Genomic DNA, 20,895 nt, shown 5'->3' with positions numbered 1-20,895 from the left:
GGCGGGGGCCGCTGCCGGGCGGCCCGTGACGGCCGGTCAGGCGCGGACGGCGGCCAGGATGGCGGGCTCCAGCTCGTGGGCCTCCGCCTCCTCCAGGCACACCGCCGCCTCGGCGCGGTAGCTGTCGGCGATCGGGCGCTCGAGCAGGCCGTAGTTGCCCCGCAGGTCGGCCAGCCGGGACTGGCGGCGGCCGGGGCGGTTCAGCTGGGCGGCGTGGACGAGCTCGTGGCCCAGCGTCTCGATCAGGTTGGTCTCGCCGGCGGCGAGCAGGTCGGGGGCGAAGAGCACGACCAGGACCTCGTCGCCCTCGCCCAGGAGGGTCATCGCCTGCGCGTCGTGGGCCCGCGCGCCGCGCCAGGTGGCCAGCGCCTTGCCCAGGCGGCTGCGCAGCGAGGCGCCGCCCACCGCCCGGGCCTCGGCCTGGGTGGCGATCCAGGCGCCGGCCGCGCGGCCGGTGATGACGATCCGCACCGGCGGCAGCGCCCCGGCGAGGCGTTCGACGGCCTCGGCGACGGGGCCGGCCCAGTGGCGGACCGGGTCGGCGGCCAGGTCGGTGCGCCAGGAGGGGATCACCTCGGTGGTGACGGTGAGCGCGGGGCGTGCGGTCGTGTCGGTCATCGCGGTGTTCCCCTCCCGGCGGTGCGGGGGCCGGGCGGCCCCGCACTCCCAATATGCCAACTTTTTGTTGGCCTGTCTATAGTTGGCCAACATTTAGTTGGCTAGATGGCGGGGTCTCTACGCGGACCTGTTGGGGGCAATGGGACCGGCGGTCAGTGCGGCTCGGCCCGCCGGCGAAGACGGGCGGGCCGAGCGGAGGGCGGTCAGCGGTCCGCGTGGGCGAGCTCGTGCGTGTGGCACAGGACGTTGCCGATGAGCCAGCCGACCTTGCGGACGGTCCAGCGGCCCTCGGTGAGCGGGCCCGGAGGGACCTCGTCCACGATCTCGCCGGTCCGGCCGACCGCGCGCGGGTCGTCCGCGCAGCTGACGATCAGGACCTGGTCGCCTGCGTTGAAGGTCATGGTTGTCTCCAAGGTTGGGCCTGTTGGGGGCAATAGGTCTGATGTGGGTTGTGCTGGGCGTTCTCTCCCGGCCGGGGTCAGTCCTCGACGACGGCGCCGGCCAGGTGCAGCACCGCGAGGGTGAGGCCGCGCAGTTGCTCGGCGACGGGGTTGCCGAGCGCGTGCGGGTCGTCGGCGAGGCTGTCGGCGATGTGCAGGGCCTCGTCGTGCAGGCTGCGCCGGGGCTTGGACTGGGGGTCGCCGTGGCGGTGGACGTGGACCACGGTGGCGAGGTTCGTGAGCACCGGGCCGGTGCTCACGTCGAGCTCGTCCTCCCAGTTCATGGCTTCCAGGACGACGTTCCATCCGTCGTGGGTTGCGTCCACGCCCCAGAGCTCGCGGTCGGCGTCGTGCTCGAGGAGCTGAGCGGCGATCAGCTTGCCGTCGCCGGGGCGGGCCGGGGTGATGGGGGTGATGCCGAGCCGGGCGAGCAGGTTGTTGACCTCGTCGGCCTGGCGCTGGAGCTCCTCTCGGCCGGGGCGGCCGGGGCCGCCGAGCCGGGCGTACTCCTGCTCGGCCGCCTGCAGCCAGGCCGGGGCGGTGGCCTCCTGGTCCCGGGTGGCGGTGTCGGTCATGATGAAGCCCTTCCTGTCGCGTCTTGCGGAATGGGAGAGCCCGGGGCGGCCGGTAGGCCGGCCAGCTGTAGCGGTCGCCCCGGGGCGAAGTCAGAACGTGAGCTCGTCGTCGCCGCTGTACTGCGCGGTGGCGGTGAGCGCCGGCGCCTCTTCCTCCTTGAACGTGGCCTTGTCGCCGAGGGAGAGCGAGGCCATGTCGAGGTAGCAGGCCGTCTCGCGCAACTCGCGTGCCTGGTCGGCGTCGTACTGGTCGCCGTCGCGCTCGGCGTACCGGTCGGCGGCCAGGTAGATGACGTCGTGGATCTCGCGGACCAGGTGGCCGCCGCGCACACCGGCCAGGAGCCCGTCCAGGTCGGCTTCGGGCTGCTTGAGGTCGATGCGCAGCTGCCCGAGGGCGACCGCCGCCTCGATCGCCCAGTCGGTGTCCTCCAGGTCGTAGCCGTCCTCGTTGTCGAACTCCTTCTCGTAGACGCCGAGATCGGTGCTGTCGAACTCGTGGGCCTTGAAGCTGGCGGTGATGAGCTCGTCGAAGGCGTCGCGCTCGGGGGCGACCAGGTCGGCCAGCGCGCCCAGGAAGGCGCGCAGCGCGTAGCCGGTGCCCAGGCACCCCATCGCGACGAAGGTGGCGACCCCCAGGCTGACCTTGGTGAGGTCGGGGTGACCGCCGAGCGGGACGAAGTGGGCGAGCACGACGGCCGCGGCGAGCCAGGCCCCGATGACGTCGAAGGCGTCGCCCACGCTGTCCAGCAGGATGGCGGCCATGGAGCGGGTGCGGTAGGTGCGGGTGGTGAGGTGGTGGGTCACGGTTCCTCGCTTCTGGAGCGGGCCGGACTGTCCGGTCCCCCGCGCCGCAGCGGCCCCGGAGTTCCGGGGTCCGGTGCAGCACGGCGATCCGTCAGGCGCGGGGCGTCCTGCGGGAGCGGCGCTTGGCGAGCGCGGCGCCGGCCTTGGCCGCCGCCCCGGCCTCGCGGCCGGTCTTGTACTCGTTGAAGCTGCGCATGACCATCACGGCGATGACCGCGATGACCAGGCCGGTGATGGCCAGGGTCTGCAGAAGGCTGATCAGCATCGGGCCGAGGATGACCAGGGCGGCGACCGCCCCGGCCCCGGCGCCGGCCGCGAGGACCAGACGCAGGGTGATCGGGCCGAGCTCGCTGGCCTGCTGCGGCTGCTGCATGACGATGATCTGCGGCGGGGCCGCGTAGTACGGCATCTGGCCGGGCTGCTGGACGACGCCCTGCAGCTGGGTGCCGTACGGGCTCTGGGCCGGGTAGTAGGCGGCGGCCGGCTGGACCTGGTGGCCGGGGTAGGGCACCGGGACGTAGTGGTCGGCCATTGGCGTTCTCCGATCTGGCGGGGGTGAGCCGGTCTGTCCGGTCCCCCGCACCGCACCGGCCCGAGTGGGTCCGATGCAGCACGGCGATCCGTCAGCCCGTGCAGGTGATGGAGCCGAGGAACCGGCCGTGGGCGTCGTGACGCGGGAGCGTCCCGGTGCCCTTGCATCGCTGGCAGTGGGCGTGCTTGCCGCCGGTCAGGGGCTTGGCGGAGCGGCGGCGTCGGATGACGTACGCCGTCCCGGTGTCCCAGGCCCAGGAGCCAGCGGCGGCCAGGCCCCGGCCGGTGAAGGCCAGAACCTTGCCGGCGGGGCGCAGGGCGCCCCGGTAGAGCACGGTCCCGGCGACGGCCGTGGTACCGACCAGCGCGAGGACCGGGTGCTCCCAGGCGAACTTCGCCGCGCGCATCGCCCTGGCGCCGATGGTCTTGGCCGGGGTCTTCTTCGCCAGGGCCTTCTTCTTGGCGGCGGGCTTGGCGCTGGTGCGCTGCGCCGGGACCGTCTTCTTCGCAGGCCGCGCTGGTGCGGCGGCCTTCTTCGCGGGAGTCCTGGCCGGGGCGGTGGTCTTCTTCGCCGCGGCCTTCTTCGCGGTGGCCTTCTTGGCCGGGGCGGTGGCCTTCTTGACCGCCGTCTTCTTCGCGGCCGCCGGGGCCGGCGGGGTGGTGGTGCTCACGGAACCCCCTGGTGTGGCGGGTGGAGCGGGCCGGACTGTCCGGTCCCCCGCACCGCCCGGGCCCCCCGCTGGCTGCGACGGGGTCGGGCGGCACGGCGGGCCGTCAGCAGGCGGTCGGTGCCTCGGTTCCGTGGATGCCGTCCGGGTCCCAGGTCGGGTCCATGAAGCGGCGGATGCGGAGGTTCATGTAGATCTCGGCGTGCCGGTACTCGCCCTGCTCGTCGTGGGCCACGGCGGCCCGGATCAGCTCCTCCTCGGTCATGTCCTTGCCGGGCTTGTGAAGCCAGGACTCGCCTTCGTACGGCGTGAGGTCCACCGGACGGTCTCCTTTCAGTCGGTGCTGTCGGTCAGTTCCTTGAGCGACTTGCGGATGTACTCGCGGCCGTAGCCGGTCGCGTCGACCGCGTCGGTCTGGCGCAGGTTCCCGGCGTCGATCTCGGCCTTGACGGCGAGCCAGAACTCGCGGTCCGCCGCGTCCCTGGACTTCTCCCGCTTCTCCTTCGCCTCGGCCAGGCGCTGCTTGGCCTCCCCCTTCTTCCGGGCGGCGGCTTCCTTGTCAGTGGCGCTCACTTGGTGCTCCTGTTCGGTTCAGGGACGATGGGTTCTCCCCCCTGCTCCGGTTTGGAGCGGGTCGGAAGGCCCGGGGCGGCCGACGATGCTTGCCGGCGAGGCGGCCGCCCCGGGGCGCAGTCAGCTCTGGGCGGTCTCGGCGCGCTTGAGGCAGAGCTCGGCGAGCAGAATCTCGTTGCGGGTGTACTCGGGGTTCACGTCTCCCGAGGTGTGCTGACGCACGGCGGCCTCGTAGTGCTGCTCGGCCCGCAGACGCCAGCCGGCCTTGGTGGAGCAGGACACGGTCAGGTTGATCTGGGCTGCGGCGGGGATCTGCGATGCGGTGTCCACGGAGTCTTCCTTCCTGGTGGCCGACCCCTGGTGGGCCCGACACATTCAGAATGCCAACTTATTGTTGGCCTGTCTAGTGTTGGCCAACATTTAGTTGGCAGAGTTTTCGTATCCGCTGGTCAGTGGCCGGTCGGACTGCTGGTGGCCGTCGGCGAGGGGTTCACGGTGGGGCAGGTGGCAGCCTGCGATCCGGTGAACCCTCCGCCGAACCACAGGCCGAGCAGCACGCCGGCTATGGAGCTGACCACGACCTTGTTCTTGGCCCACCAGGTCGGCGGCGGCGGGTCGGAGATGACGAATCGGACGCTCAATCAGGAGACCTCTGAAATCGGTTGGTCAGTGCCGCCGGTCGGCGGCACCGCGGTTGTGGCTGCGCGCGGCGGGCTTCTTGTGCAGGCCGAGCCAGGTCTTCACCCGGGACTCGCCGACGCCGACTCGGCGGGCGATGACCGCGATCGGGGTCTGGCGCGCGTGCAGCAGGCCGGCCGCGTACCGCTGCTCGGTCTCGGTCAGGCCCTGGACCGGCTCGTCGTTGAGGCACCGCTCGACGGCGATGTAGTCGATCTCGCCGTCGCGGCTGGTGACGCGGGCGGTGTCGGCGTAGTGGCGGTGGTGGTCCGCGCGGGCGGCGGTGGCGATCACGGCGGGTCCTTTCCTGGCGGGTGATCAGATGTGGATGGAGCCGATCGCGCCGACGATGTCGCCCATCAGGCCGTTGGCGGCGTTGCCCAGCGTCGTTCCGGACAGGGACAGGCCCAGGAAGAGGGCGAGCAGCGCGTGCCACCACTTGTGGCCGGCCTTCCAGACCAGGAGCAGGACGATCAGGCCGAGGAAGACCACGACGGAGATGTGGAACTGCTGCGGGGCGGCGGCCTGCGCGCCGGCGGCGGCGAGGTGGGCCAGGTGGGGGGTGGCGGGCATGGGTCATCACTCCTTGCTGCTGGTGGGGGCGGTGGTGCTCTGCACCCGGCCGGTGATCCGGCCGCCGGCGCGGACGCCGTCGATGCGGTAGCCGCTGCGCGGCCTGGCGGCGGCGAGGTCCAGCGGCGGCAGGCCGCCGCCGGTGTTGGCCACCGAGGCGTCGAGGTCGCCCTCGGCGTACACGCCCGGGCCGCTGACCCGGGTGGTGCGCGAGGCGTTCTTGCGGCTGCGCCCGGCGCCGGGGCGGCACTCCGAGCAGGGGATGTCGACACCGGGGGCGGTGATCCGGCCGCTGTCGGAGCAGACCAGGCACCGCGGGCCGCCCCTGGTCGGCGCGGGGATGCCCATCGCCTTGCGGTACTTGGCGTACGAGGGGATCTCGAACTCCTCCTCGCCGCCGAGCTCCTGGTCGTCGTCGAGCAGCTCGTCCTCGGGGCCGGCGCTCCGGTCCGGGCGCTCGCGGTTGCCGCGCAGCGCCCGGCCGGCCGCCCGGGCGCCGCCGATCACCGCCTTCTTCGCCTTGCGGCGAGTGCGCCGCAGCGCCTTCTTGGCCCGGCCGGTGGTCTGCGCCTTGATCTTCCGCTTCGCCTTCTTGGCGAAGTATTTGGTGAGGAAGACGGCGGCCTCCCGGCCCTCGGCCCACTTGTCGACCGGCGGCGGGGGCTCCTCGCCGTACCCGGCCTCGGTCAGCCAGGCCGACTCGGGGTCGGGGTCGGGCATGAACCGGAACCGGCTGTACTCGACGAAGTGAGCCCGGTTCAGGCGCGGTTCGGACCACTCGTGCTGGTCCGGGCAGCGCACCCACACCTCGGCCTCGGTGAACTCGATCAAAGTGAGCTCCAGGCCCTCGGCCACCTCGCAGACCGGGCAGGCGAGGACCTGTTGGACCCAGCGGTCCATCGGGTTGGCGAACAGGCCCAGCTCGAGCTCCAGGTCCTCCTCCAGGTACCGGAACGCACGCTCGGACAAGATCCGGTGCCGCCCGTTGAGCGGGTCGGGGTAGGTCGGCCGGTCGTCTCGCATAATCGGACCTTTCGTGATCTTTCGGGCGGGAACAGGGCAGGGAACAGCGACAAAGCCGCAGGTCAGCGGGGCGGAACAGGGGAGGAACACGGGGTCGGCGGGCGGAACGTGTTCCCTGGTCAGCGGGGCGTGTTCCGGCCTGTTCCGGGCCGGTTCCGCCCCGCTGACCTGCGTGTTTCTCCCCTGTTCCGGGGCCGGTCCGGGCCGCTCAGGCCTCGCCGGTGATCTCCTTGAGGTCCTTGAGCCGGTAGCCCTTGACCGTCCCCTTGGCGCCCTCGGGGCGGAAGGAGTCGGTCTTCCACGCCAGCCCGAGCGGCTCCAGCACCGCCTTGATCGCGGTGCGCAGCGCGACCACCCGGGTGCCGACCGGGTCGGTGACCGGCTCCCCGTCCGCGGTCGTCTCGAACTCCTCGAGCTCCCAGCGCACGTCCTGCTCGCCCAGGGCCTCGGCGAGGTCCACGGCGGTGAACCCGGCCGGGTCGCCGGCCTTCTCGAACACCTCGCGGATCAGGGCGATCAGTGCGGGCAGCGCGTCCTCGTCCTGGTCGCCGTAGTCGTCGGCCAGGTGGCCGCGCAGGTCCGCCAGGTCGTCGCGCACGAACGCGGCCGACTCGGCGTCCAGCTGCGGCAGGCCGGCCCGCAGCCGCTCGTCCGCGCGCCGGGCCGCCTCCTCGTCGCTGAGGATGCTGGCCCGGTAGGGGATCGGCTCGGTGTAGGCGCCGCCGGCCATCACGTAGGTGACGCTCGCGTCGTTGACCGCGTCGCCCATCGCGGGCAGCAGCCGGTCCGGCCGCCAGCCCTGGGCCATCGCCCCGCCGCCCGCGATCAGCTTGATGTCGTCCACGTCGCAGGCGCACATCAGCTGCGCCGGCAGCTCGCTCAGCCAGGTGTTCGGCCCGACGCGGTCCTTGGTGACCCCCTGCGAGCCGACCACCAGGACCACGTCCGACTTCGCGGAGGTGAGGTGGATCTGCTGCGCGAGTTCGTCCAGCCGCAGGAACGGCTCCAGGTCCTCGGCGTCCTGTCCCTTGCGCGCCGCCTGGGCGACCTGCGCCTCCAGCTTGGCCTTGGTCACCAGCGCCGGGAATTCGTCGATGATGACGGTGATTCCCGGGCGATTCTTGGAGGACTCCCAGTTCAGGCCCATGCCGAGCTTGTTGAACAGCTTCGGACGGTTCTCGCCGATCGCCAGCGCCCATTCAAGAATCCGGCGCGCCTCACCCACGGTGCGGCCCAGCGCGTGCAGGTCCTTGACGTACGGCCCGAAACCGGCGCCGTAGGAGCCGAGGTCGATGCCGACGACAATCCGGTCCTCGCACGCGGTCAGTGCGTCGACGGCGGCGCGGATCAGCGTCGACTTCCCCGAGCGCGGCTTGCCGATCACGCCGACCGAGGTGCGCTTGCCCGGCAGGGCCAGCGGCCGGCCGGACATGTCGGCGCCGATCTGCGCGGTGTGCAGGGTCGCGGTGCTCACCGATCCCGGCGCCCGGTAGGGCAGCTCCGGCACCGCCTTCCACGGGTCCTTGCCGGGCACGCGCAGGACCGCCTCGTTGCGGGCCTTCGCGGACTGCTGCAGCAGGATCGAGTTGGTCCGCACCCCCGGCAGGCACGCCTCCAGGTCGGCCAGGCCCTCGGACAGCTTCGCCGGGGTCTGGCGGTGGAAGGTGATCTCCACCTCGAACCCCCACGGCTCCGGCCGGATGCGCAGGTGCTGGACCGCGATCCCCAGGTCCTCGGTCAGCGCCTGGTGGAGCATCTGCTCGAACATCCGGGGGGTCATGCCGACCTCGAACCGGTCGGCCAGGCCCAGCTCCTCGCGCTCCAGCTGCTCCAGGCCCGCCTCGTCCAGGTCCGGGGTGCGGCCGAACTTGGCCAGCACGACCATGCTCGCCAGCACTCCGCCGGCCAGGCCCAGGCCGCCCTCGGTGATGAACGCGGTGAGGTCCAGCGCCGCGAACGGCCCCCAGGCCAGCGCCGCGCGGGCGCCGATCTTCTTCTGCGCCGCCTTCTTCACGGCCTCGGCCTGAACGGCCGCCAGGCGCGAGTCCTTCTGCGCCTGCTCGGCCAGCTTGCGCTTCTGCTCGCGCTTCATCAGCGCGAACTGGGCGTTGCGGCCGGACCGCTTGGCCTCGATGGCGAGCATGTTGGCGTGCTGCAGCGCGGCCTGCGCGTTGCGGCCCTCCGCGCCGATGACCCAGGTGTGGATCCGGCGGGTGCCGCGCCGGGCCGACGGGACGATGCCCCGGGTGCTGGCCTGCCGCTTCACCCAGCGGCGCAGCTTGCGGCGGCCCCGGCGCATCAGGTAGCGGGCGCGGGCGCGGCGGCCCTCGGAGGTGAGCAGCGCCGGGTTGATCCACGGCGCGTCGCCCTCCGCGTCCTCCTCGAGCTCCCACTCCTCGGCGAGGTAGACCTCGCCCTCAAGCGCCTCCTCGTCCTCCTCCTCGTCCTCGTCGTACTCGTCGTACTCGTCGTCCTGGTCCTCGTCGTCGGCCGGGGCCGGGTCGGTCTTGAACAGGTCGACGGGGATGCGGTCGGCGGGGACGGCGTCGACCGGGGTGCGGGTGCCGGGGAAGGGCAGCACGTCCGCGTCGGCGCTCCCGGCGACGGCCTCCAGCGCCTCGTCGATCTCGTCGGTGCGGAAGAGGAGTTCGCGGGCCTTGCCGCCCTCGGCGGGGCCGACGATGCCGGCGGCCTCCATCTGCTCGAACAGGTCCTGGACCTGCGCCCAGCCCAGGCGCAGCTTGCGCTGGACCATGCTCGGGGAGCCGAACTGGGTGGAGACGACGAGCTCCACGGCGTGCCGGATCAGGTCGGGGTCGGCGGAGGGAAGGACACGGCCTTCCAGGATCTCGGTCATGCTGGTGCTGCTCCTTCTGGGGAGTGGGCGGGGCCGGGTTAGCTGGCAGGCGGTCGGCCCCGCCGTAAGTGGGGTGAGACGTGCTGGTGCTGGTCGGTCAGGCCGCGAAGGCGTACTCGTCCTCGTCGGCGAACTGGCACTCGACGCAGATGCCGAGGCTCTTGGGGATGCAGTAGTCGCGGACCCGGTCGCACTGGGGGCAGGTGCGGCGCTTGCGCATCGCCGCGTCCAGCCCGGCCTGCTTGCCCGGGGTCATCGGCCGCACCGGCAGCGCCAGCTCGACCAGGTAGAGCCAGGCGGCGCCGGTGCCGCCGGAGCGGCGGGCCTTGCGCGAGCGCCACAGGAGCTGGCCGGCCACCGGCTGACCGCCCGGACGCAGGCCCATCGCCCTCAGCTGACGGCGCGTCGCGTAGCCGTCGGGCGCCATCTTGCGCGGCCAGGTCGGCATGCCGAACCGGTCGCCCGTCGGGTCCCAGAACTTCGAGCGGCTCACCGGGTCACCCCGTACGCCGTCGGGTCGGCCAGGACCGCCTTGATCTGCTTCGAGCCCCAGTCGTCGGTCAGGCCGTGGGCGTTGCCGATAGCGGTCGGGGACGGCTTCTCGCCCTTGTTCAGCAACTCGGCGATCCGGGCCCGCGCGGCGTCCCGCTTGGCGGCGAGGGCGTCGGCGTCCTTCTGCGCCTTCTTCGCGGTGTGCCGAGCCGCCGCGCGAGCGATCGGCGACTGCCGACGGACAGGGGCCTTCTCAGACCCCTTCTCGGCGGCCTTTTCAGCAGGGGGGATCTGCTTGCTGACCTGCGGTTTCGGTGCGTGTACGTCGGGGGTGATCGTCGGCTTCGCCGTCGGCTCCACCCAGCCGTCCAGGCCCGGCAGCCACAGCGCCGAGCGTCGGGTCTGCTCGGGCTGCTCGTCGGTGTAGACGCTCAGTTCCGTCATGTCCGGCTCGGTGACGCTTTCGTCGGTGTCGTCGTCGGCCAGAGCCAGACCGACGTCGGCGAGCATCGCGTCCTGCAGCCGGGCCCGGTTGCGGCGCCGGCGCTTCTCCCGACGGGCCGTCACTCCGAGGGTCGGGGCGTGGTACTGGTCCCAGGCCTCGGCCCACGCGGCGTCGGCCGACATCGCGCCGTGCGCGATGGCCCGGATCCGCCAGGCGACGAACGCCATCACCGGGTGGGCGATGGTGCGGGCGAGGTCCGCGCGGACCTCCGCCATCGGCCGGCCTTCCTTCGCCTTCATCAGCAGGCTGAGGAACAGCTCCCAGACGAAGACGCCGGACAGCGAGGCGATCGCGTACACCTCGCCGGTGCCCTCGGCCCGGTGGTGCTGGTAGTTCAGCGCCGCCGCGACGATCGCGGCGATCGCCGTCACCAGCCGGTACTTGCCGGTGGCCCGCCCCTTGACGTGGGCGAAGAAGGCGAGCGCGGCCATGGTCCAGGTGACGCCCTCGGTGACCATCGGCACCAGGTTCGCCGCGCCGCCCATCTTCGAGCGGAAGCCGGCCGCCTGGCCGTCCCACGCGAAGTACACCGAGATGACCACCAGCGCGGCGACCAGGACCGAGGCGAGGATCAGCGGAGCGTGCGCGGTCAGCGCCGCGCGTCGGCGCGCCCACGCCTCCCGGCGGGCGCCGGCCTTCTTCTGCTTCGCGCCGTCCTGGATCTGCTCGATCTGGACGTTCGCCTTGGCCTGCGCGATCTGCGCCTTGGCCTGGGCCTCGGCCAGCTCCAGCTGGTCGAGGTTCGCCTGGTGCTGGTTGCGGCGGACCTTGTCGACGGCCTCGGCGGCGGCGGCGTCGGCGCGGGCCTTCGCCTCGGTGGCCGCGGACTTCGACATGACGCGGGCGTCGGTCCGGGTGAAGCCGCCCAGCTGCGGCGGCGGCATGGTGGTCGTCATCAGGCGGCCTTCCTCTCCGGGCCGGGCACGGCCGGGGCCGCGCAGGTGCAGGTGGTCAGTTCGATCAGGCGAAGCTCGTTGTCGACGCGGACCATCAGGTCCCGCCGGTCCTCCAGGTCCCGCTGGGGCCAGGTCTGCGGGTCGCCGTGCAAGCGGACCATCGCGGCCTCCGCGATGCGCAGCGCGCGCTGACGGGGGGTCACCGCTGCTCACCCCCGTCGGCGACGGGCGCCAGGAGTGCGAAGACCTGGACGGGGGAGTCGGTCTCGGGGTCGGTCTCGGCCTGGTAGTAGTGCCGGCCGCCGACCTCGGCGAGCCCGGGCACGATGCCCAGCTCGGCCGCGATCCGGTCGACCTGCAGCAGCCGGTCGGTCTCCTCGCCGACGCCGGGCAGGACCTCGATGTAGATCCCGGAGGCGGCGGCGGTGATCCGTACGTCGGTGGTGTCGGTGGTGCTGGCCTCCAGCACCGCGTGCAGCGGGCGGATGCAGGCCAGGATCCCGAGCGTGGTGCTCAGGTCGGCTGCGCTCATCGGGCACCGCCCGCCGGGCCGGCGGTGCGGGAGGGGCGGGCGACCGTGATGGTCGGGGCGGTGCCGGTCTCGGCGACAACCTCGAGGTAGAGGAGGCCGAGGACGACGGGGACCAGGACCAGGCGGACCGGCACCGGCAGGGTGATGCCGAGCATCCACATCATCCCGGCGAGCGCGAGGACCAGGTGGACGCGGCGGACCAGCAACGGCGCCACCAGGCGCAGGGAGCGCAGCGTCTTCACGGCCGCACCGCCGTCCCGGCCGCGGCCAGCTCGGTGGTGCGGGCGGAGCGGGTGACGTAGCGCGGGCCGTTGCGGAACGGCGAGGCAGCGGTGACCGCCCGGCCCTCGGCCGTCTTCGTGTACCAGGCTTCGGGGTAGACCCGCACCTCGCGGTCGGAGTCGCGCTGACGGCGGGGATCGACCAGCTCGGCAACCAGGGTCTCGACCGCGAGGTCCGCGGCGACGTCCTGGTCGATGACCAGGCCCTCGGGCTGCGTGGGCTCGTCGATCAGCTCGGCGACCAGGACCAGCTCGTCCGTCTCCCCGGTCTCGGGGTTCGCGGCGAGCAGCATGTCGGCGAGCAGGCCCAGGCGGCGGGTCCGCTCGGTGCCGCTGACCTGGGAGATCCAGAGGCTGGCGTCGGCGACGGTCTCGGCCGCGACGATCGCGCCGAACGAACGGCGGGGTCGCTGCTGCTGGCTGGGAGAGGGCAGGATGGACACGCGGATCAGCTCCTGAAGGGTTGATGGTCCGTGAGCAGCCCCGGGTGCATGCGTGGACGAGACGCACTGCAGAAGCCCGGGGCTGTGCAATTTCGGGCGTTGCAAACTAGGCCCACTCGGGACCTTTCGGGCCTTCCCGGCTGACCGGTTCGGCTTATGTCGGTACTGTAGGTACAGATCTCGCGAGGCTGCAAGCCTTCTGTACGTACAGATTTGACGCTCCATCGGAAACCGCAGGTAGAGCCCGGTTTCCACTTCTGAAACTCACTCAGATGGCAGCTGGATCCACCCTGGCCACCGCCACACCTGACGTGCAGTGGCGACATATCGTCAGATGCGCGCTATCTTCTGTACGTACAGATCAGACAGAGAGCTGGAGAGGTGCACGGTGGCAGCCGAAACACGGGCTCGGTGGCAGGTCGTCTATGACGACATCCGCGGCCAGATCGACCGAGGCGTCCTGGGGAAGGGCGACCAGGTCCCGGGCGAAGTTTTCCTCGCCGACCGTCACGGTGTTGCCAGATCCACTGTCAGGAGTGCGCTGTCCCGGCTGGAGCAAGAGGGCCTCATCACCGCTGGCAAGGGGCGCCTGGGTCGGACAGTCCGCAACGACGAGCCACTGGTGTGGAACCTGCACTCCTTCGAGCGTCGGGACCGTCGCGACGATCCCAACACCGGTATGGACGACTGGGCGCGCGGAGTCGCAGACCAAGGCCGAATCCCGCACCAGGAGATCAAACCGAGCCTTGAGATGGCCGAAGCGACCGTGGCCGGATGGCTTGGCGTCCCGGTGAACTCACCGGTCGTCCGCCGCTCCAGGCGACGCGCCGTGGACGACCGCCCCTGGCAGCTCAGCGACTCCTGGTTCCCCGAGTGGGCGAAGGACACACCCCTCCTCACCCACGTCGAGGACCTGGTCCTTCCCGGCGGGGCGCTGGCGTACCTGGGCCACCCCCAGGTACGCACCCGAGACGAGATCCGGGTCCGCATGCCGTCTCCGGGCGAGGCCCAACGACTGGAGATTCCGGTCGGCACCCCGGTCATGGAGCACGTCCGCATCGGCTACGGCGTCGACGACATGCCTGTCCGCGTCATGATCACCGTCGCACCTGGCGACCGCACCACCCTCGTCTACGAGCTGGAGGTCTAAGTGAGCACCTACCAAGTCCGTCTCGCCACGCCTGACGATGTGCCGGCCCTGATGGAGCTGCGCACCGAGGCCGAGCAGTGGCTCGCCGAGATGGGGGTCGACCAGTGGTCAGATCCCGACCTCGGGGAGCGCGCCATCCAAAGCTGGCTCCAGAAGATCAATCTGGGAATGGCCTGGGTCTTCCTCAACGACGCAGGGCGGGTGGCCGCCACCGTCAGCCGCGGTGACGCGGACCTCGACTTCTGGACTGAGGACGACGATCCGCAGTCCGCCTTCTACATCTACAAGCTGATCGTCAGCAGGTCCGAGGCCGGCAACGGACTGGGCGGTCGAATCCTCGATTGGGCATCACTGATCGCGGCCGCCGAAGGCAAGTCATGGCTACGCCTGGACGTGTGGCGCAACAACAAGGGCCTGCAGCGGTACTACCAGAAGGCGGGCTTCGATCACGTGCGGACCGAAGCCCCGAGCCACCGCCTTAGCGGATGGCTGGGGCAACGGCGGGCGGGCACTGTCCTACACCCCGACCACCTGTTGCCGACCATCCTCACGCCCCTGCCGAGCGACTTCCACGAGCAGCTCGCGGCGATCCAGGCCGAGGTCAAGGCACTGTCAGATCGGGTGGCCACGCTCTGCAGTAACTTCGGCGCCACGTCAACGCCGGCGAACGGCGCCCTGCGCTGGGCCTACGACTCCACCGAGGAGAACCTCGGTGGTCTCAACCACCGCTTGCGTGAGGCGGTCAGGTACGTCACGAATGCTGCGGACGAAGCTCAGATGTTCCCCCCACCGTTCGACCAGGCCTGGGCCTCCGCACCCCGGCCGCCCATCGAGCACTGGGCGGAAGAAACGACATCCAGCACATCTCAGACCCCATAGTGCGATAAGCCTTTAATCGGGTCGGCTGGCTCGCCTCCGGTATGACGAGACGTTATCCACAGCCGTGTGCCACTACTGTCGTCATGAAGAAGAGATCAGCAAGGAACGAGGCAGGCGTACCCGAGGCGAACTGGATCACGGTGGCTGAACTGGCCGCCCGATGCTCCGTAACGCCCGCGACCGTCTACCACTGGATCGCCGACGGCACCGGCCCGCGTGTCGCACGCACCGGCCGGACCGGACGCGGTATACGCGTCCCCATCTCCGAAGTAACCGAATGGGAGCAGCACCTGATGAGCCCGTAAAACACCGAAGGTCGACCTGCTGTAACAGGCCGACCTTCGACTAGCTGGTCCGCTCGGAGGCTTGGCAGCCCGAGAGCGGTGTGTAGCTGGAAACCAGGTGGTGGCTGCCACCGGGACCGACGCACACGTGAAGAGCGCAGTTCCCCCGCGCCTCACCGCCAAGGATGCCAGACCCCCCAGGGCTGAGACCACAGCACCCGGCCATCTGTTCATCCGAAGTGATCACGTGCGTGTCGTCCCGATGGTGCCCTCCACTGCCCTCACCTATCTGGGAGCCCCCGCAGTGGTTCAGCGCAACCCGAACACCCGCCTCGGTGTGTTCGACCTCACTGGCGCCCCGTCCGTGGACGCCGACTTCCTCCGCACCACCGAGACCGACGCGTCGGCGATGATCCGATGAGCGTCTTCCTGTCGGACGACGATCCCGACGGCTCTGAAGAGTTCGTGTTCGAGGGCGACATCACCGACTACTGGTCCTACACCCAGATCCGTGACTACGTCCTGCTGATGCACGGCCTGTCGCACACCGCGCTGCGCCTGTACTTGCTGCTCCGTTCCATGATCAAGGAACACAGCAAGGGCCGGCCCCGTGGCGGCCTGCGCCGGATGACGATCGACCAGCTGTGCTGGCTGCTGCCCGGCCCGGAGGGCAAGGCGATCAGCGTCTCCGCCATGTACGGGTTCCTCGCCGCCCTGGACCAGCTCGATCTGGTCGTGGCCAGCGACCAGATCGAGGCCCCCGGGGCCGCCAAGCTCAAGGGCAAGGAGAAGGCCGCCTGCGGCATCCTGCGCGGCTTCGTCGTCAAGGACCTGCCCCCGGCCACGCACTCGGGCTGGCGGAACGTCTGGGACAAGCTCGACGCCTACACCCCGGACTGGCGCACCACGCCGCCGGAGGCCCCCACCCATCTGACCACCTACGGCTCTCAAGACGAGGACGGCCGACGGGTCGACCGCGTCCAGCTCGTCACCACCGACGGGCAGCCGTTCCAGAAAACTGGAACGCCCTGCGAAGGGGACCAGGAGGCCTCGGCGTTCCAGAAAACTGGAACGGTTTTCCAGGAAACTGGAACAGTGGTCCAGATTCCTGGAACGGATCTCGCGCTGACCTGCGAAAACGAGCCCCTCAAAGAAGCCCCCCTAAGAAGCTCTCTCTCCTCTCCCGCACCACGTGCCTCACAGCGCAGGTCGCCGGGGACCGACACCACGAAGACGAGAGAGAAGAAGGCTGCGCCGACCAAGACCCAGCCGGCACCTCCAAAGGCTCAGGCTGGCCTGTCTGCTGAGGCTCTGACCGTGGTTGAGGCCTGGGTGAAGGCCCGGCGGTCCTCCGGCCACCCGGTGACCTCCGACCTCAAGGCCAGGATCAGCGCCACCGCGGAGTCGATGCTGACCCGCTCCGACGAGCCGGCCGACCCGGCCCGCCTGGTCGCGGTCGCCGCAGACCTGGGCAAGGTCGTCAACTGGCTCGACCTGGAGAAGCACTACGGGCGCGCGGCCGTCACGGTGCCCGGCCAGCGGTCCTCCCTGCCGGACTGGTGCGGCAAGTGCAACCGGGGCGAGGAGCCCAGCTCCCCGGCGATGCGTCTGCTGGAACTCGAGGACGGCCGGGACGTGTTCTGCCCGGCCTGCCACCCCCGGGCCGCGCTCACTGCAGCCTGATCGCATCCACCGCAACGAAGCGCGGCGGCCGGGAGCCCCTGGTAAGGCCCGGCCGCCGCAGCAGTCAACCTCCCGGAACAGGAGATCCGCCATGACCGTAACCCCTCCGCAGACCGTCAGTGAAGACGAGCTGCCTTGGGTCCCGGACGAGAATCCGGAAGACCTCGTCCCCGGACGGCCGGGCCGGGGACGCTCCGACAACAGCCAGTTCGAGCGCGTCCCCCCGCAGGACGTCCCGGCGGAGCAGTCGACCCTCGGCGGCATGCTGCTGTCCAAGGACGCCATCGGTGACGTGGTCGGCCTCGGCCTCAAGGGCCCCGACTTCTACCGGCCCGCTCACGAGACGATCTACGCCGCGATCCTCGACCTGTACGCGGCGGGCGAGCCCGCCGACCCGATCACCGTCGCGGCCGAGCTCACCAAGCGCGGCGAGCTGGCCCGTGTGGGCGGCGCCAGCTACCTCCACACCCTGGTGGAGAAGGTCCCCACCGCAGCCAACGCCGAGTACTACGCCGGGATCGTCCAGGAGCGCGCCATCCTGCGACGCCTGGTGTCCGCCGGCACCGACATCGCGGGCATGGGGTACGCCGCCGAGGGCGACGTCGACGAGATCGTGAACGCCGCCCAGACGAAGGTCTTCGAGGTCGCCGTCCAGCAGAACGGCGACACCATGCGGCCCGCCGGCTTCGGCCTGGACCTGATGGCCGACAAGGTCGAAGCCCTCGGCCAGCAGGGCAACCCCCTGACCGGCGTCCCGACCGGCTTGGCGGACCTGGACAACCTCACCCGGGGCTTCCAGCCCGGCCAGCTGATCGTCGTCGCGGCCCGGCCAGCCATCGGCAAGAGCACCCTTGCCCTCGATTTCGCCCGTGCCTGCTCGATCGCCAACGGCATGACCAGCGTGTTTTTCAGCCTTGAGATGGGCCGGGAGGAACTGCAGATGCGGCTCGTCTCGGCAGAGGGCAAGATCGCGCTCCACCACCTGCGGTCCGGTCACATGACCGAGGACGACTGGACCCGGATGGGCCGGGTGATGCCGCAGATCTCCGAGGCGCCGCTGTTCCTGGACGACTCGCCCACGCTGACCGCCATGGAGATCCGCACCAAGTCGCGCAAGCTCGCCCAGAAGTCCGACCTGAAGCTGATCATCGTGGACTACCTGCAGCTGGTGGAGTACGGCGGCAAGTCCGCCGAGACCCGCCAGGTCGAGGTCTCGAAGATCAGCCGTGCCCTCAAGCTGCTCGCCAAGGAGCTCAAGGTCCCGGTCATCGCGCTGTCGCAGCTCAACCGCGGCCCCGAGTCCCGTACCGACAAGAAGCCGATGGTCAGCGACCTGCGCGAGTCCGGAGCCGTCGAGCAGGACGCCGACGTCGTGATCCTGCTGCACCGTGAGGACGCCTACGAGAAGGACTCCCCCCGCGCGGGCGAGGTCGACCTGATCGTGGCCAAGCACCGCAACGGGCCGACGGCGACGATCTCATGTGCCGCACAACTGCACTATTCGCGGTTCGTCGACATGACGAAGGACTCCTGACCCCACACGGCGGCGGGTCCGCTACCCGAAGCCGGCGCCTGGGTGCCACTTCGATGGGCGCTCGACCTGAGCGCCCATCGAGCACGGCTCGTGCCACGGGCACTCGAACCGAGCACCCTGTCCGGTTGATCCGCCTAACTCCCCTGCCCCGCCCACTACGGCCCGGAGGAGAACCCGTTGACCCCCGATACGACTGCCTTCGACCAGACCGCCGCTCTCACCGACGCCGACCAGGTCGCCCGGGCGCTGCGCGGCATCACGGACATCCGCCTCGCCGGGCTCCGCCAGGCGCTCGGCCCGATCCCACCTGGCCGGGACGACCGCCGCCGCTGGGCCGCCAGCCTGACCGAGGACCAGGAGCAGCTGCTCGCCGAGCACGACGACCTGGTCGCGCTGCGCACCGAGGTCGGCCGGGCCTGGGCCGAGGACCGGTGGGCCGATGTCGCGCACATCGCTCACCGGAACCGGCGCCGCCTCGGGCTCGGCGACGACCTGGTGGCCGTCATCCACCGCCTGGAGGACCTCGAGGCCGCGCACCCGGGTCTCGGCCGGCGCCCCGGCCCGCGCGACCCCGGATGGAGCCCGCCCGAACGCGCCGGCCACCAGGTGCCGTGGGCCGTGGACCCGGACGCCCCCGCCCGTGGGCCCGCCGCAGTGCGCCGCGACCTGTGGGCGTTGCTGCGCCGCCGCTTCCCCGGCGCGAGCTCCGGCGCGTGCACGGTCGCGGCGAACGAATTGCTGGCCGAGCTCCTGGAGCCCGCAGTCCAGCCACGCCAGGCGAACGAGCTGCGCGCCGCGATCTCGGCGGCGCTCACCGCCGGCACCCGCCGACCGATGGAGCAGCACGACCGGCAGTGGACGGTGGAGAGCGTCCTCACCGGGGTGGTCGCCGGACTGCTCGCCGAGCGGAACCTGCTGGCCGGGGCCGTCGCCGACGTGACCGCGCTGCACCAGGCCGAAGACGGTCTCTGCCCGGTCTGCCGGGTGCCGAGCCCCTGCCCGACCCTGCGGGCCGTCGGCGGAACCGCCGGTCACGCTCCGGCCGCGCGGCACCCGTGAACGATCAGCAACGGCCCTGTACGCCCCTGTGAGCCCTTCCGGCGGGTCATTCGACGCCAGAAGGGCCCACAGGCCGTCAGGGAGCCGTCTGTGCCCTTCGGTTCTGCCGGTACGCCCAGGCGACGTGCCGTGCGCCCGTCGGGAGCCGTAACGGCCACAATAGGTTTATCGCCACACCGCGCCCGCCCCTGTTGGACCTAACGGGCCCAACAGCCTTGCCCGGTGACGCCCGGGCGCGGCTCGAGGCTCCCGCCGGCCTCGCCGTTCGCGCGGACAGCACCGGTTCCGGCCTACCGTCCGGCGAGGTCGGCCAGGCCGGCGCGCTCCCCGCTGTGGTCGGGGCCGATCCGCAGCCACACCGGCTCGTGCGGTCCGCGCTCGGCGAGCAGCTGCAGCGAGGTGACCGCGATGTTCAGCTGGCAGCCGCGCCAGCGGCTCTGTTCGACCTGGCCCGCGACCTTGTGCAGCAGCCGGGCCCGGCGGATCAGTCCGGCCTGGTCGACGTCGTCGACGACGACCAGGAGCGGCGGGAACTGGTCGCGGCGGTAGACCGTGCGCCAGTACGCCTTGCTGTCGCCCTGGGTGCCGCGCTCGCCGATGCGGAAGCGGGAGCCGGCGTAGTCGGCGTACAACTGCACCTTCCTGGCCATCGCCGCCGAGCGCATCGTGTCGCGGTCGACTTCCACCAGCAGCTCGAGCGGCGGGGTCAGGTGCGGCGCCTGCAGCACCAGATCCGTGATCAGGGTGCGCCCGCGGTCGAAGGAGTGGGCGCGCTCCAGCTGCCAGTCCCGCACACCGCCCACGCCGTGCGAGGCCATCGCGGTCACCGTGGCGGTGACGGCCAGGGCGTGGTCGACGACGCCGGAGCGGGCCACCTTCGCGCCGGTCGACTCGCGCGGCCTGATGTCCAGTTTGTCCCCGGCGGCGTCGACCGCCGCGAGCCCGGCCCGTGTCAGATGCCACACGAACCCCTGGCGACCTCCCTGCGCGCGGCCGACCAACCCAGCCGTCAGCAGGTCGAGCAACGCGCGCCTCACGTACCTCGTCGTCACGCTCCCGGGGGTCAGCACCTGGCGCAGATCCTCCGACCGAGCGACCCGCACCACCGCCAGCACCTCCAGGACCTGAGCCCTGATCCTGCGAGCCGAGCCCGACGGACCAGTGCCGGGTTCGGGTGAAGGGGAGTCACCACCGGTGCGGCCCCGGCCTCCCCCGCTGTGGCCTGCGCCGGAGCCACCCGCCGCGGCAAGCGGCGCGGTACCGGTCGTGACCCTGGGGGCGACCCTTGCCAGCGGGCTCTGTCCACGCCCCTTGTCCAGGGGTTCGGCGCCGCCGGCCGACGGTGCGCTGGTGCGGTCCGGGCCGGGGGCGGTGGTGTGTTCGACGTCGTTCATGGTGCGCGTCTTCCTGCTTGACGGTGCGCACGGCGGATGCGGTGCGCACCTGCAGGAGGGCATGGCACCCCTTGACCGTCGGCTGGACATTCCGCAGGCGGCACCCCTTGTCCAGCGTCTCGACCAGCCGGGCGGACAAGGGGTGCGGCCTTCGAAGGTGGGAGCGGAAACCCCTTGTCCACCGATGGACAGTGAAGCCAAGCCCCTTGACAGGCCTTCGGATCGACGGCAGCCGCCCGTTATGTGATCGTGACCCGCAGTGGGGTGCCGACCAGCCCGGCCGGACGGCTGCGGAGTGGACCTGTTGGACCCAACAGGGTCACCGTGCTGGGTCACCCGGCCGGGCCGGGCGACCCGGATGCGCGAGCTCCTGGGTGCTGTCGCCGGACGCCACGATCACCGGGTGCCGGGATCCCGGCACCC

The 20,895-nt window shown here is 71.3% G+C and carries 27 protein-coding genes; 6 read left to right on the top strand and 21 right to left on the bottom strand.

Annotation, left to right across the window (positions count from 1 at the left end; all coding sequences use genetic code 11):
• Positions 1-36: 36 nt before the first annotated feature.
• The 20 genes from ABT095_RS33695 to ABT095_RS33600 form a co-directional block, all read right to left on the bottom strand.
• Entirely contained in the window at positions 37-618 is a 582-nt protein-coding gene (locus ABT095_RS33695; RefSeq protein WP_350533370.1) for a hypothetical protein, read from the bottom strand.
• Positions 619-821: 203 nt separating this feature from the next.
• A complete protein-coding gene (locus ABT095_RS33690; protein WP_350533369.1) occupies positions 822-1,019 on the bottom strand; it encodes a hypothetical protein in 198 nt (65 codons plus the stop codon).
• 77 nt (positions 1,020-1,096) lie between these two features.
• Positions 1,097-1,633, bottom strand: a complete 537-nt coding sequence (locus ABT095_RS33685; protein WP_350533368.1) for a hypothetical protein — start codon at positions 1,631-1,633, stop codon at positions 1,097-1,099.
• 90 nt (positions 1,634-1,723) lie between these two features.
• Positions 1,724-2,437 carry a hypothetical protein gene (locus tag ABT095_RS33680; protein ID WP_350533367.1) on the bottom strand — a complete coding sequence of 238 codons (714 nt, stop codon included), beginning with the start codon at positions 2,435-2,437 and terminating at the stop codon, positions 1,724-1,726.
• A 91-nt stretch (positions 2,438-2,528) separates the two neighbouring features.
• Positions 2,529-2,969 carry a DUF6251 family protein gene (locus ABT095_RS33675; RefSeq protein WP_350533366.1) on the bottom strand — a complete coding sequence of 147 codons (441 nt, stop codon included), beginning with the start codon at positions 2,967-2,969 and terminating at the stop codon, positions 2,529-2,531.
• Between the two features lie 91 nt (positions 2,970-3,060).
• Positions 3,061-3,639: a hypothetical protein gene (locus ABT095_RS33670; protein WP_350533365.1), complete on the bottom strand. Its 579-nt coding sequence runs from the start codon at positions 3,637-3,639 to the stop codon at positions 3,061-3,063.
• A 103-nt stretch (positions 3,640-3,742) separates the two neighbouring features.
• Entirely contained in the window at positions 3,743-3,955 is a 213-nt protein-coding gene (locus ABT095_RS33665) for a hypothetical protein (protein WP_350533364.1), read from the bottom strand.
• Positions 3,956-3,969: 14 nt separating this feature from the next.
• On the bottom strand, positions 3,970-4,209 hold the full coding sequence (locus ABT095_RS33660; RefSeq protein WP_350533363.1) for a hypothetical protein: 240 nt from the start codon (positions 4,207-4,209) through the stop codon (positions 3,970-3,972).
• A gap of 120 nt (positions 4,210-4,329) precedes the next feature.
• The gene (locus tag ABT095_RS33655) at positions 4,330-4,539 is read right to left on the bottom strand and encodes a hypothetical protein (RefSeq protein WP_350533362.1); all 210 of its coding nucleotides are present in this window, start codon (positions 4,537-4,539) and stop codon (positions 4,330-4,332) included.
• Between the two features lie 119 nt (positions 4,540-4,658).
• A complete protein-coding gene (locus ABT095_RS33650; protein WP_350533361.1) occupies positions 4,659-4,850 on the bottom strand; it encodes a hypothetical protein in 192 nt (63 codons plus the stop codon).
• Between the two features lie 25 nt (positions 4,851-4,875).
• Positions 4,876-5,181 carry a hypothetical protein gene (locus ABT095_RS33645; protein ID WP_350533360.1) on the bottom strand — a complete coding sequence of 102 codons (306 nt, stop codon included), beginning with the start codon at positions 5,179-5,181 and terminating at the stop codon, positions 4,876-4,878.
• Positions 5,182-5,205: 24 nt separating this feature from the next.
• On the bottom strand, positions 5,206-5,460 hold the full coding sequence (locus ABT095_RS33640) for a hypothetical protein (protein WP_350533359.1): 255 nt from the start codon (positions 5,458-5,460) through the stop codon (positions 5,206-5,208).
• 6 nt (positions 5,461-5,466) lie between these two features.
• Positions 5,467-6,483, bottom strand: a complete 1,017-nt coding sequence (locus tag ABT095_RS33635) for a hypothetical protein (protein ID WP_350533358.1) — start codon at positions 6,481-6,483, stop codon at positions 5,467-5,469.
• A gap of 208 nt (positions 6,484-6,691) precedes the next feature.
• Positions 6,692-9,340 carry a DNA translocase FtsK gene (locus ABT095_RS33630; protein ID WP_350533357.1) on the bottom strand — a complete coding sequence of 883 codons (2,649 nt, stop codon included), beginning with the start codon at positions 9,338-9,340 and terminating at the stop codon, positions 6,692-6,694.
• 97 nt (positions 9,341-9,437) lie between these two features.
• On the bottom strand, positions 9,438-9,833 hold the full coding sequence (locus ABT095_RS33625; protein ID WP_350533356.1) for an RRQRL motif-containing zinc-binding protein: 396 nt from the start codon (positions 9,831-9,833) through the stop codon (positions 9,438-9,440).
• Positions 9,830-11,233, bottom strand: a complete 1,404-nt coding sequence (locus ABT095_RS33620; protein ID WP_350533355.1) for a hypothetical protein — start codon at positions 11,231-11,233, stop codon at positions 9,830-9,832. Before ABT095_RS33620 ends, ABT095_RS33625 begins: the two co-directional genes overlap by 4 nt.
• Entirely contained in the window at positions 11,233-11,436 is a 204-nt protein-coding gene (locus ABT095_RS33615) for a hypothetical protein (protein ID WP_350533354.1), read from the bottom strand. The genes ABT095_RS33620 and ABT095_RS33615 overlap by 1 nt, the downstream gene beginning before the upstream one ends.
• Positions 11,433-11,765 carry a hypothetical protein gene (locus tag ABT095_RS33610; RefSeq protein ID WP_350533353.1) on the bottom strand — a complete coding sequence of 111 codons (333 nt, stop codon included), beginning with the start codon at positions 11,763-11,765 and terminating at the stop codon, positions 11,433-11,435. The genes ABT095_RS33615 and ABT095_RS33610 overlap by 4 nt, the downstream gene beginning before the upstream one ends.
• The gene (locus ABT095_RS33605) at positions 11,762-12,007 is read right to left on the bottom strand and encodes a hypothetical protein (protein WP_350533352.1); all 246 of its coding nucleotides are present in this window, start codon (positions 12,005-12,007) and stop codon (positions 11,762-11,764) included. The genes ABT095_RS33610 and ABT095_RS33605 overlap by 4 nt, the downstream gene beginning before the upstream one ends.
• Complete coding sequence (locus ABT095_RS33600; protein ID WP_350533351.1) at positions 12,004-12,489, bottom strand: hypothetical protein; 486 nt, start codon at positions 12,487-12,489, stop codon at positions 12,004-12,006. The genes ABT095_RS33605 and ABT095_RS33600 overlap by 4 nt, the downstream gene beginning before the upstream one ends.
• A 334-nt stretch (positions 12,490-12,823) precedes the next feature.
• Between ABT095_RS33600 and ABT095_RS33595 the strand changes: the two genes are divergently transcribed.
• From ABT095_RS33595 to ABT095_RS33570, 6 genes are all read left to right on the top strand, one after another.
• On the top strand, positions 12,824-13,639 hold the full coding sequence (locus ABT095_RS33595) for a GntR family transcriptional regulator (protein ID WP_350533350.1): 816 nt from the start codon (positions 12,824-12,826) through the stop codon (positions 13,637-13,639).
• The gene (locus tag ABT095_RS33590) at positions 13,640-14,518 is read left to right on the top strand and encodes a GNAT family N-acetyltransferase (RefSeq protein ID WP_350533349.1); all 879 of its coding nucleotides are present in this window, start codon (positions 13,640-13,642) and stop codon (positions 14,516-14,518) included.
• A 41-nt stretch (positions 14,519-14,559) separates the two neighbouring features.
• Positions 14,560-14,823: a helix-turn-helix transcriptional regulator gene (locus ABT095_RS33585; RefSeq protein ID WP_350533348.1), complete on the top strand. Its 264-nt coding sequence runs from the start codon at positions 14,560-14,562 to the stop codon at positions 14,821-14,823.
• A 396-nt stretch (positions 14,824-15,219) separates the two neighbouring features.
• Positions 15,220-16,485 carry a hypothetical protein gene (locus ABT095_RS33580; protein WP_350533347.1) on the top strand — a complete coding sequence of 422 codons (1,266 nt, stop codon included), beginning with the start codon at positions 15,220-15,222 and terminating at the stop codon, positions 16,483-16,485.
• Between the two features lie 91 nt (positions 16,486-16,576).
• Entirely contained in the window at positions 16,577-18,019 is a 1,443-nt protein-coding gene (dnaB, locus tag ABT095_RS33575) for a replicative DNA helicase (RefSeq protein ID WP_350533346.1), read from the top strand.
• 177 nt (positions 18,020-18,196) lie between these two features.
• Positions 18,197-19,078 (top strand): hypothetical protein, encoded by an 882-nt coding sequence (locus tag ABT095_RS33570; protein ID WP_350533345.1) that lies wholly within the window; start codon positions 18,197-18,199, stop codon positions 19,076-19,078.
• A 290-nt stretch (positions 19,079-19,368) separates the two neighbouring features.
• Here ABT095_RS33570 and ABT095_RS33565 read toward each other — a convergent pair whose 3' ends face one another.
• Positions 19,369-20,472 carry a replication-relaxation family protein gene (locus ABT095_RS33565; protein WP_350533344.1) on the bottom strand — a complete coding sequence of 368 codons (1,104 nt, stop codon included), beginning with the start codon at positions 20,470-20,472 and terminating at the stop codon, positions 19,369-19,371.
• Between the last annotated feature and the right edge of the window lie 423 nt (positions 20,473-20,895).

The sequence above is a fragment of the Kitasatospora sp. NPDC002227 genome (assembly GCF_040296285.1).
In the GTDB taxonomy this organism is placed as follows: domain Bacteria; phylum Actinomycetota; class Actinomycetes; order Streptomycetales; family Streptomycetaceae; genus Kitasatospora.
Note: the sequence above shows the minus strand (reverse complement) of the source record. Positions and strands in the feature narration are given on the sequence as shown.

What these genes read in the sequence shown, in the direction of transcription:
- ABT095_RS33695 (WP_350533370.1), bottom strand. Translation starts at nt 618, where the DNA reads ATGACCGACACGACCGCACGCCCCGCGCTCACCGTCACCACCGAGGTG.
- ABT095_RS33690 (WP_350533369.1), bottom strand. Translation starts at nt 1,019, where the DNA reads ATGACCTTCAACGCAGGCGACCAGGTCCTGATCGTCAGCTGCGCGGAC.
- ABT095_RS33685 (WP_350533368.1), bottom strand. Translation starts at nt 1,633, where the DNA reads ATGACCGACACCGCCACCCGGGACCAGGAGGCCACCGCCCCGGCCTGG.
- ABT095_RS33675 (WP_350533366.1), bottom strand. Translation starts at nt 2,969, where the DNA reads ATGGCCGACCACTACGTCCCGGTGCCCTACCCCGGCCACCAGGTCCAG.
- ABT095_RS33640 (WP_350533359.1), bottom strand. Translation starts at nt 5,460, where the DNA reads ATGCCCGCCACCCCCCACCTGGCCCACCTCGCCGCCGCCGGCGCGCAG.
- ABT095_RS33635 (WP_350533358.1), bottom strand. Translation starts at nt 6,483, where the DNA reads ATGCGAGACGACCGGCCGACCTACCCCGACCCGCTCAACGGGCGGCAC.
- ABT095_RS33630 (WP_350533357.1), bottom strand. Translation starts at nt 9,340, where the DNA reads ATGACCGAGATCCTGGAAGGCCGTGTCCTTCCCTCCGCCGACCCCGAC.
- ABT095_RS33620 (WP_350533355.1), bottom strand. Translation starts at nt 11,233, where the DNA reads ATGACGACCACCATGCCGCCGCCGCAGCTGGGCGGCTTCACCCGGACC.
- ABT095_RS33610 (WP_350533353.1), bottom strand. Translation starts at nt 11,765, where the DNA reads ATGAGCGCAGCCGACCTGAGCACCACGCTCGGGATCCTGGCCTGCATC.
- ABT095_RS33595 (WP_350533350.1), top strand. Translation starts at nt 12,824, where the DNA reads ATGCGCGCTATCTTCTGTACGTACAGATCAGACAGAGAGCTGGAGAGG.
- ABT095_RS33585 (WP_350533348.1), top strand. Translation starts at nt 14,560, where the DNA reads ATGACGAGACGTTATCCACAGCCGTGTGCCACTACTGTCGTCATGAAG.
- ABT095_RS33580 (WP_350533347.1), top strand. Translation starts at nt 15,220, where the DNA reads ATGAGCGTCTTCCTGTCGGACGACGATCCCGACGGCTCTGAAGAGTTC.
- dnaB (WP_350533346.1), top strand. Translation starts at nt 16,577, where the DNA reads ATGACCGTAACCCCTCCGCAGACCGTCAGTGAAGACGAGCTGCCTTGG.
- ABT095_RS33565 (WP_350533344.1), bottom strand. Translation starts at nt 20,472, where the DNA reads ATGAACGACGTCGAACACACCACCGCCCCCGGCCCGGACCGCACCAGC.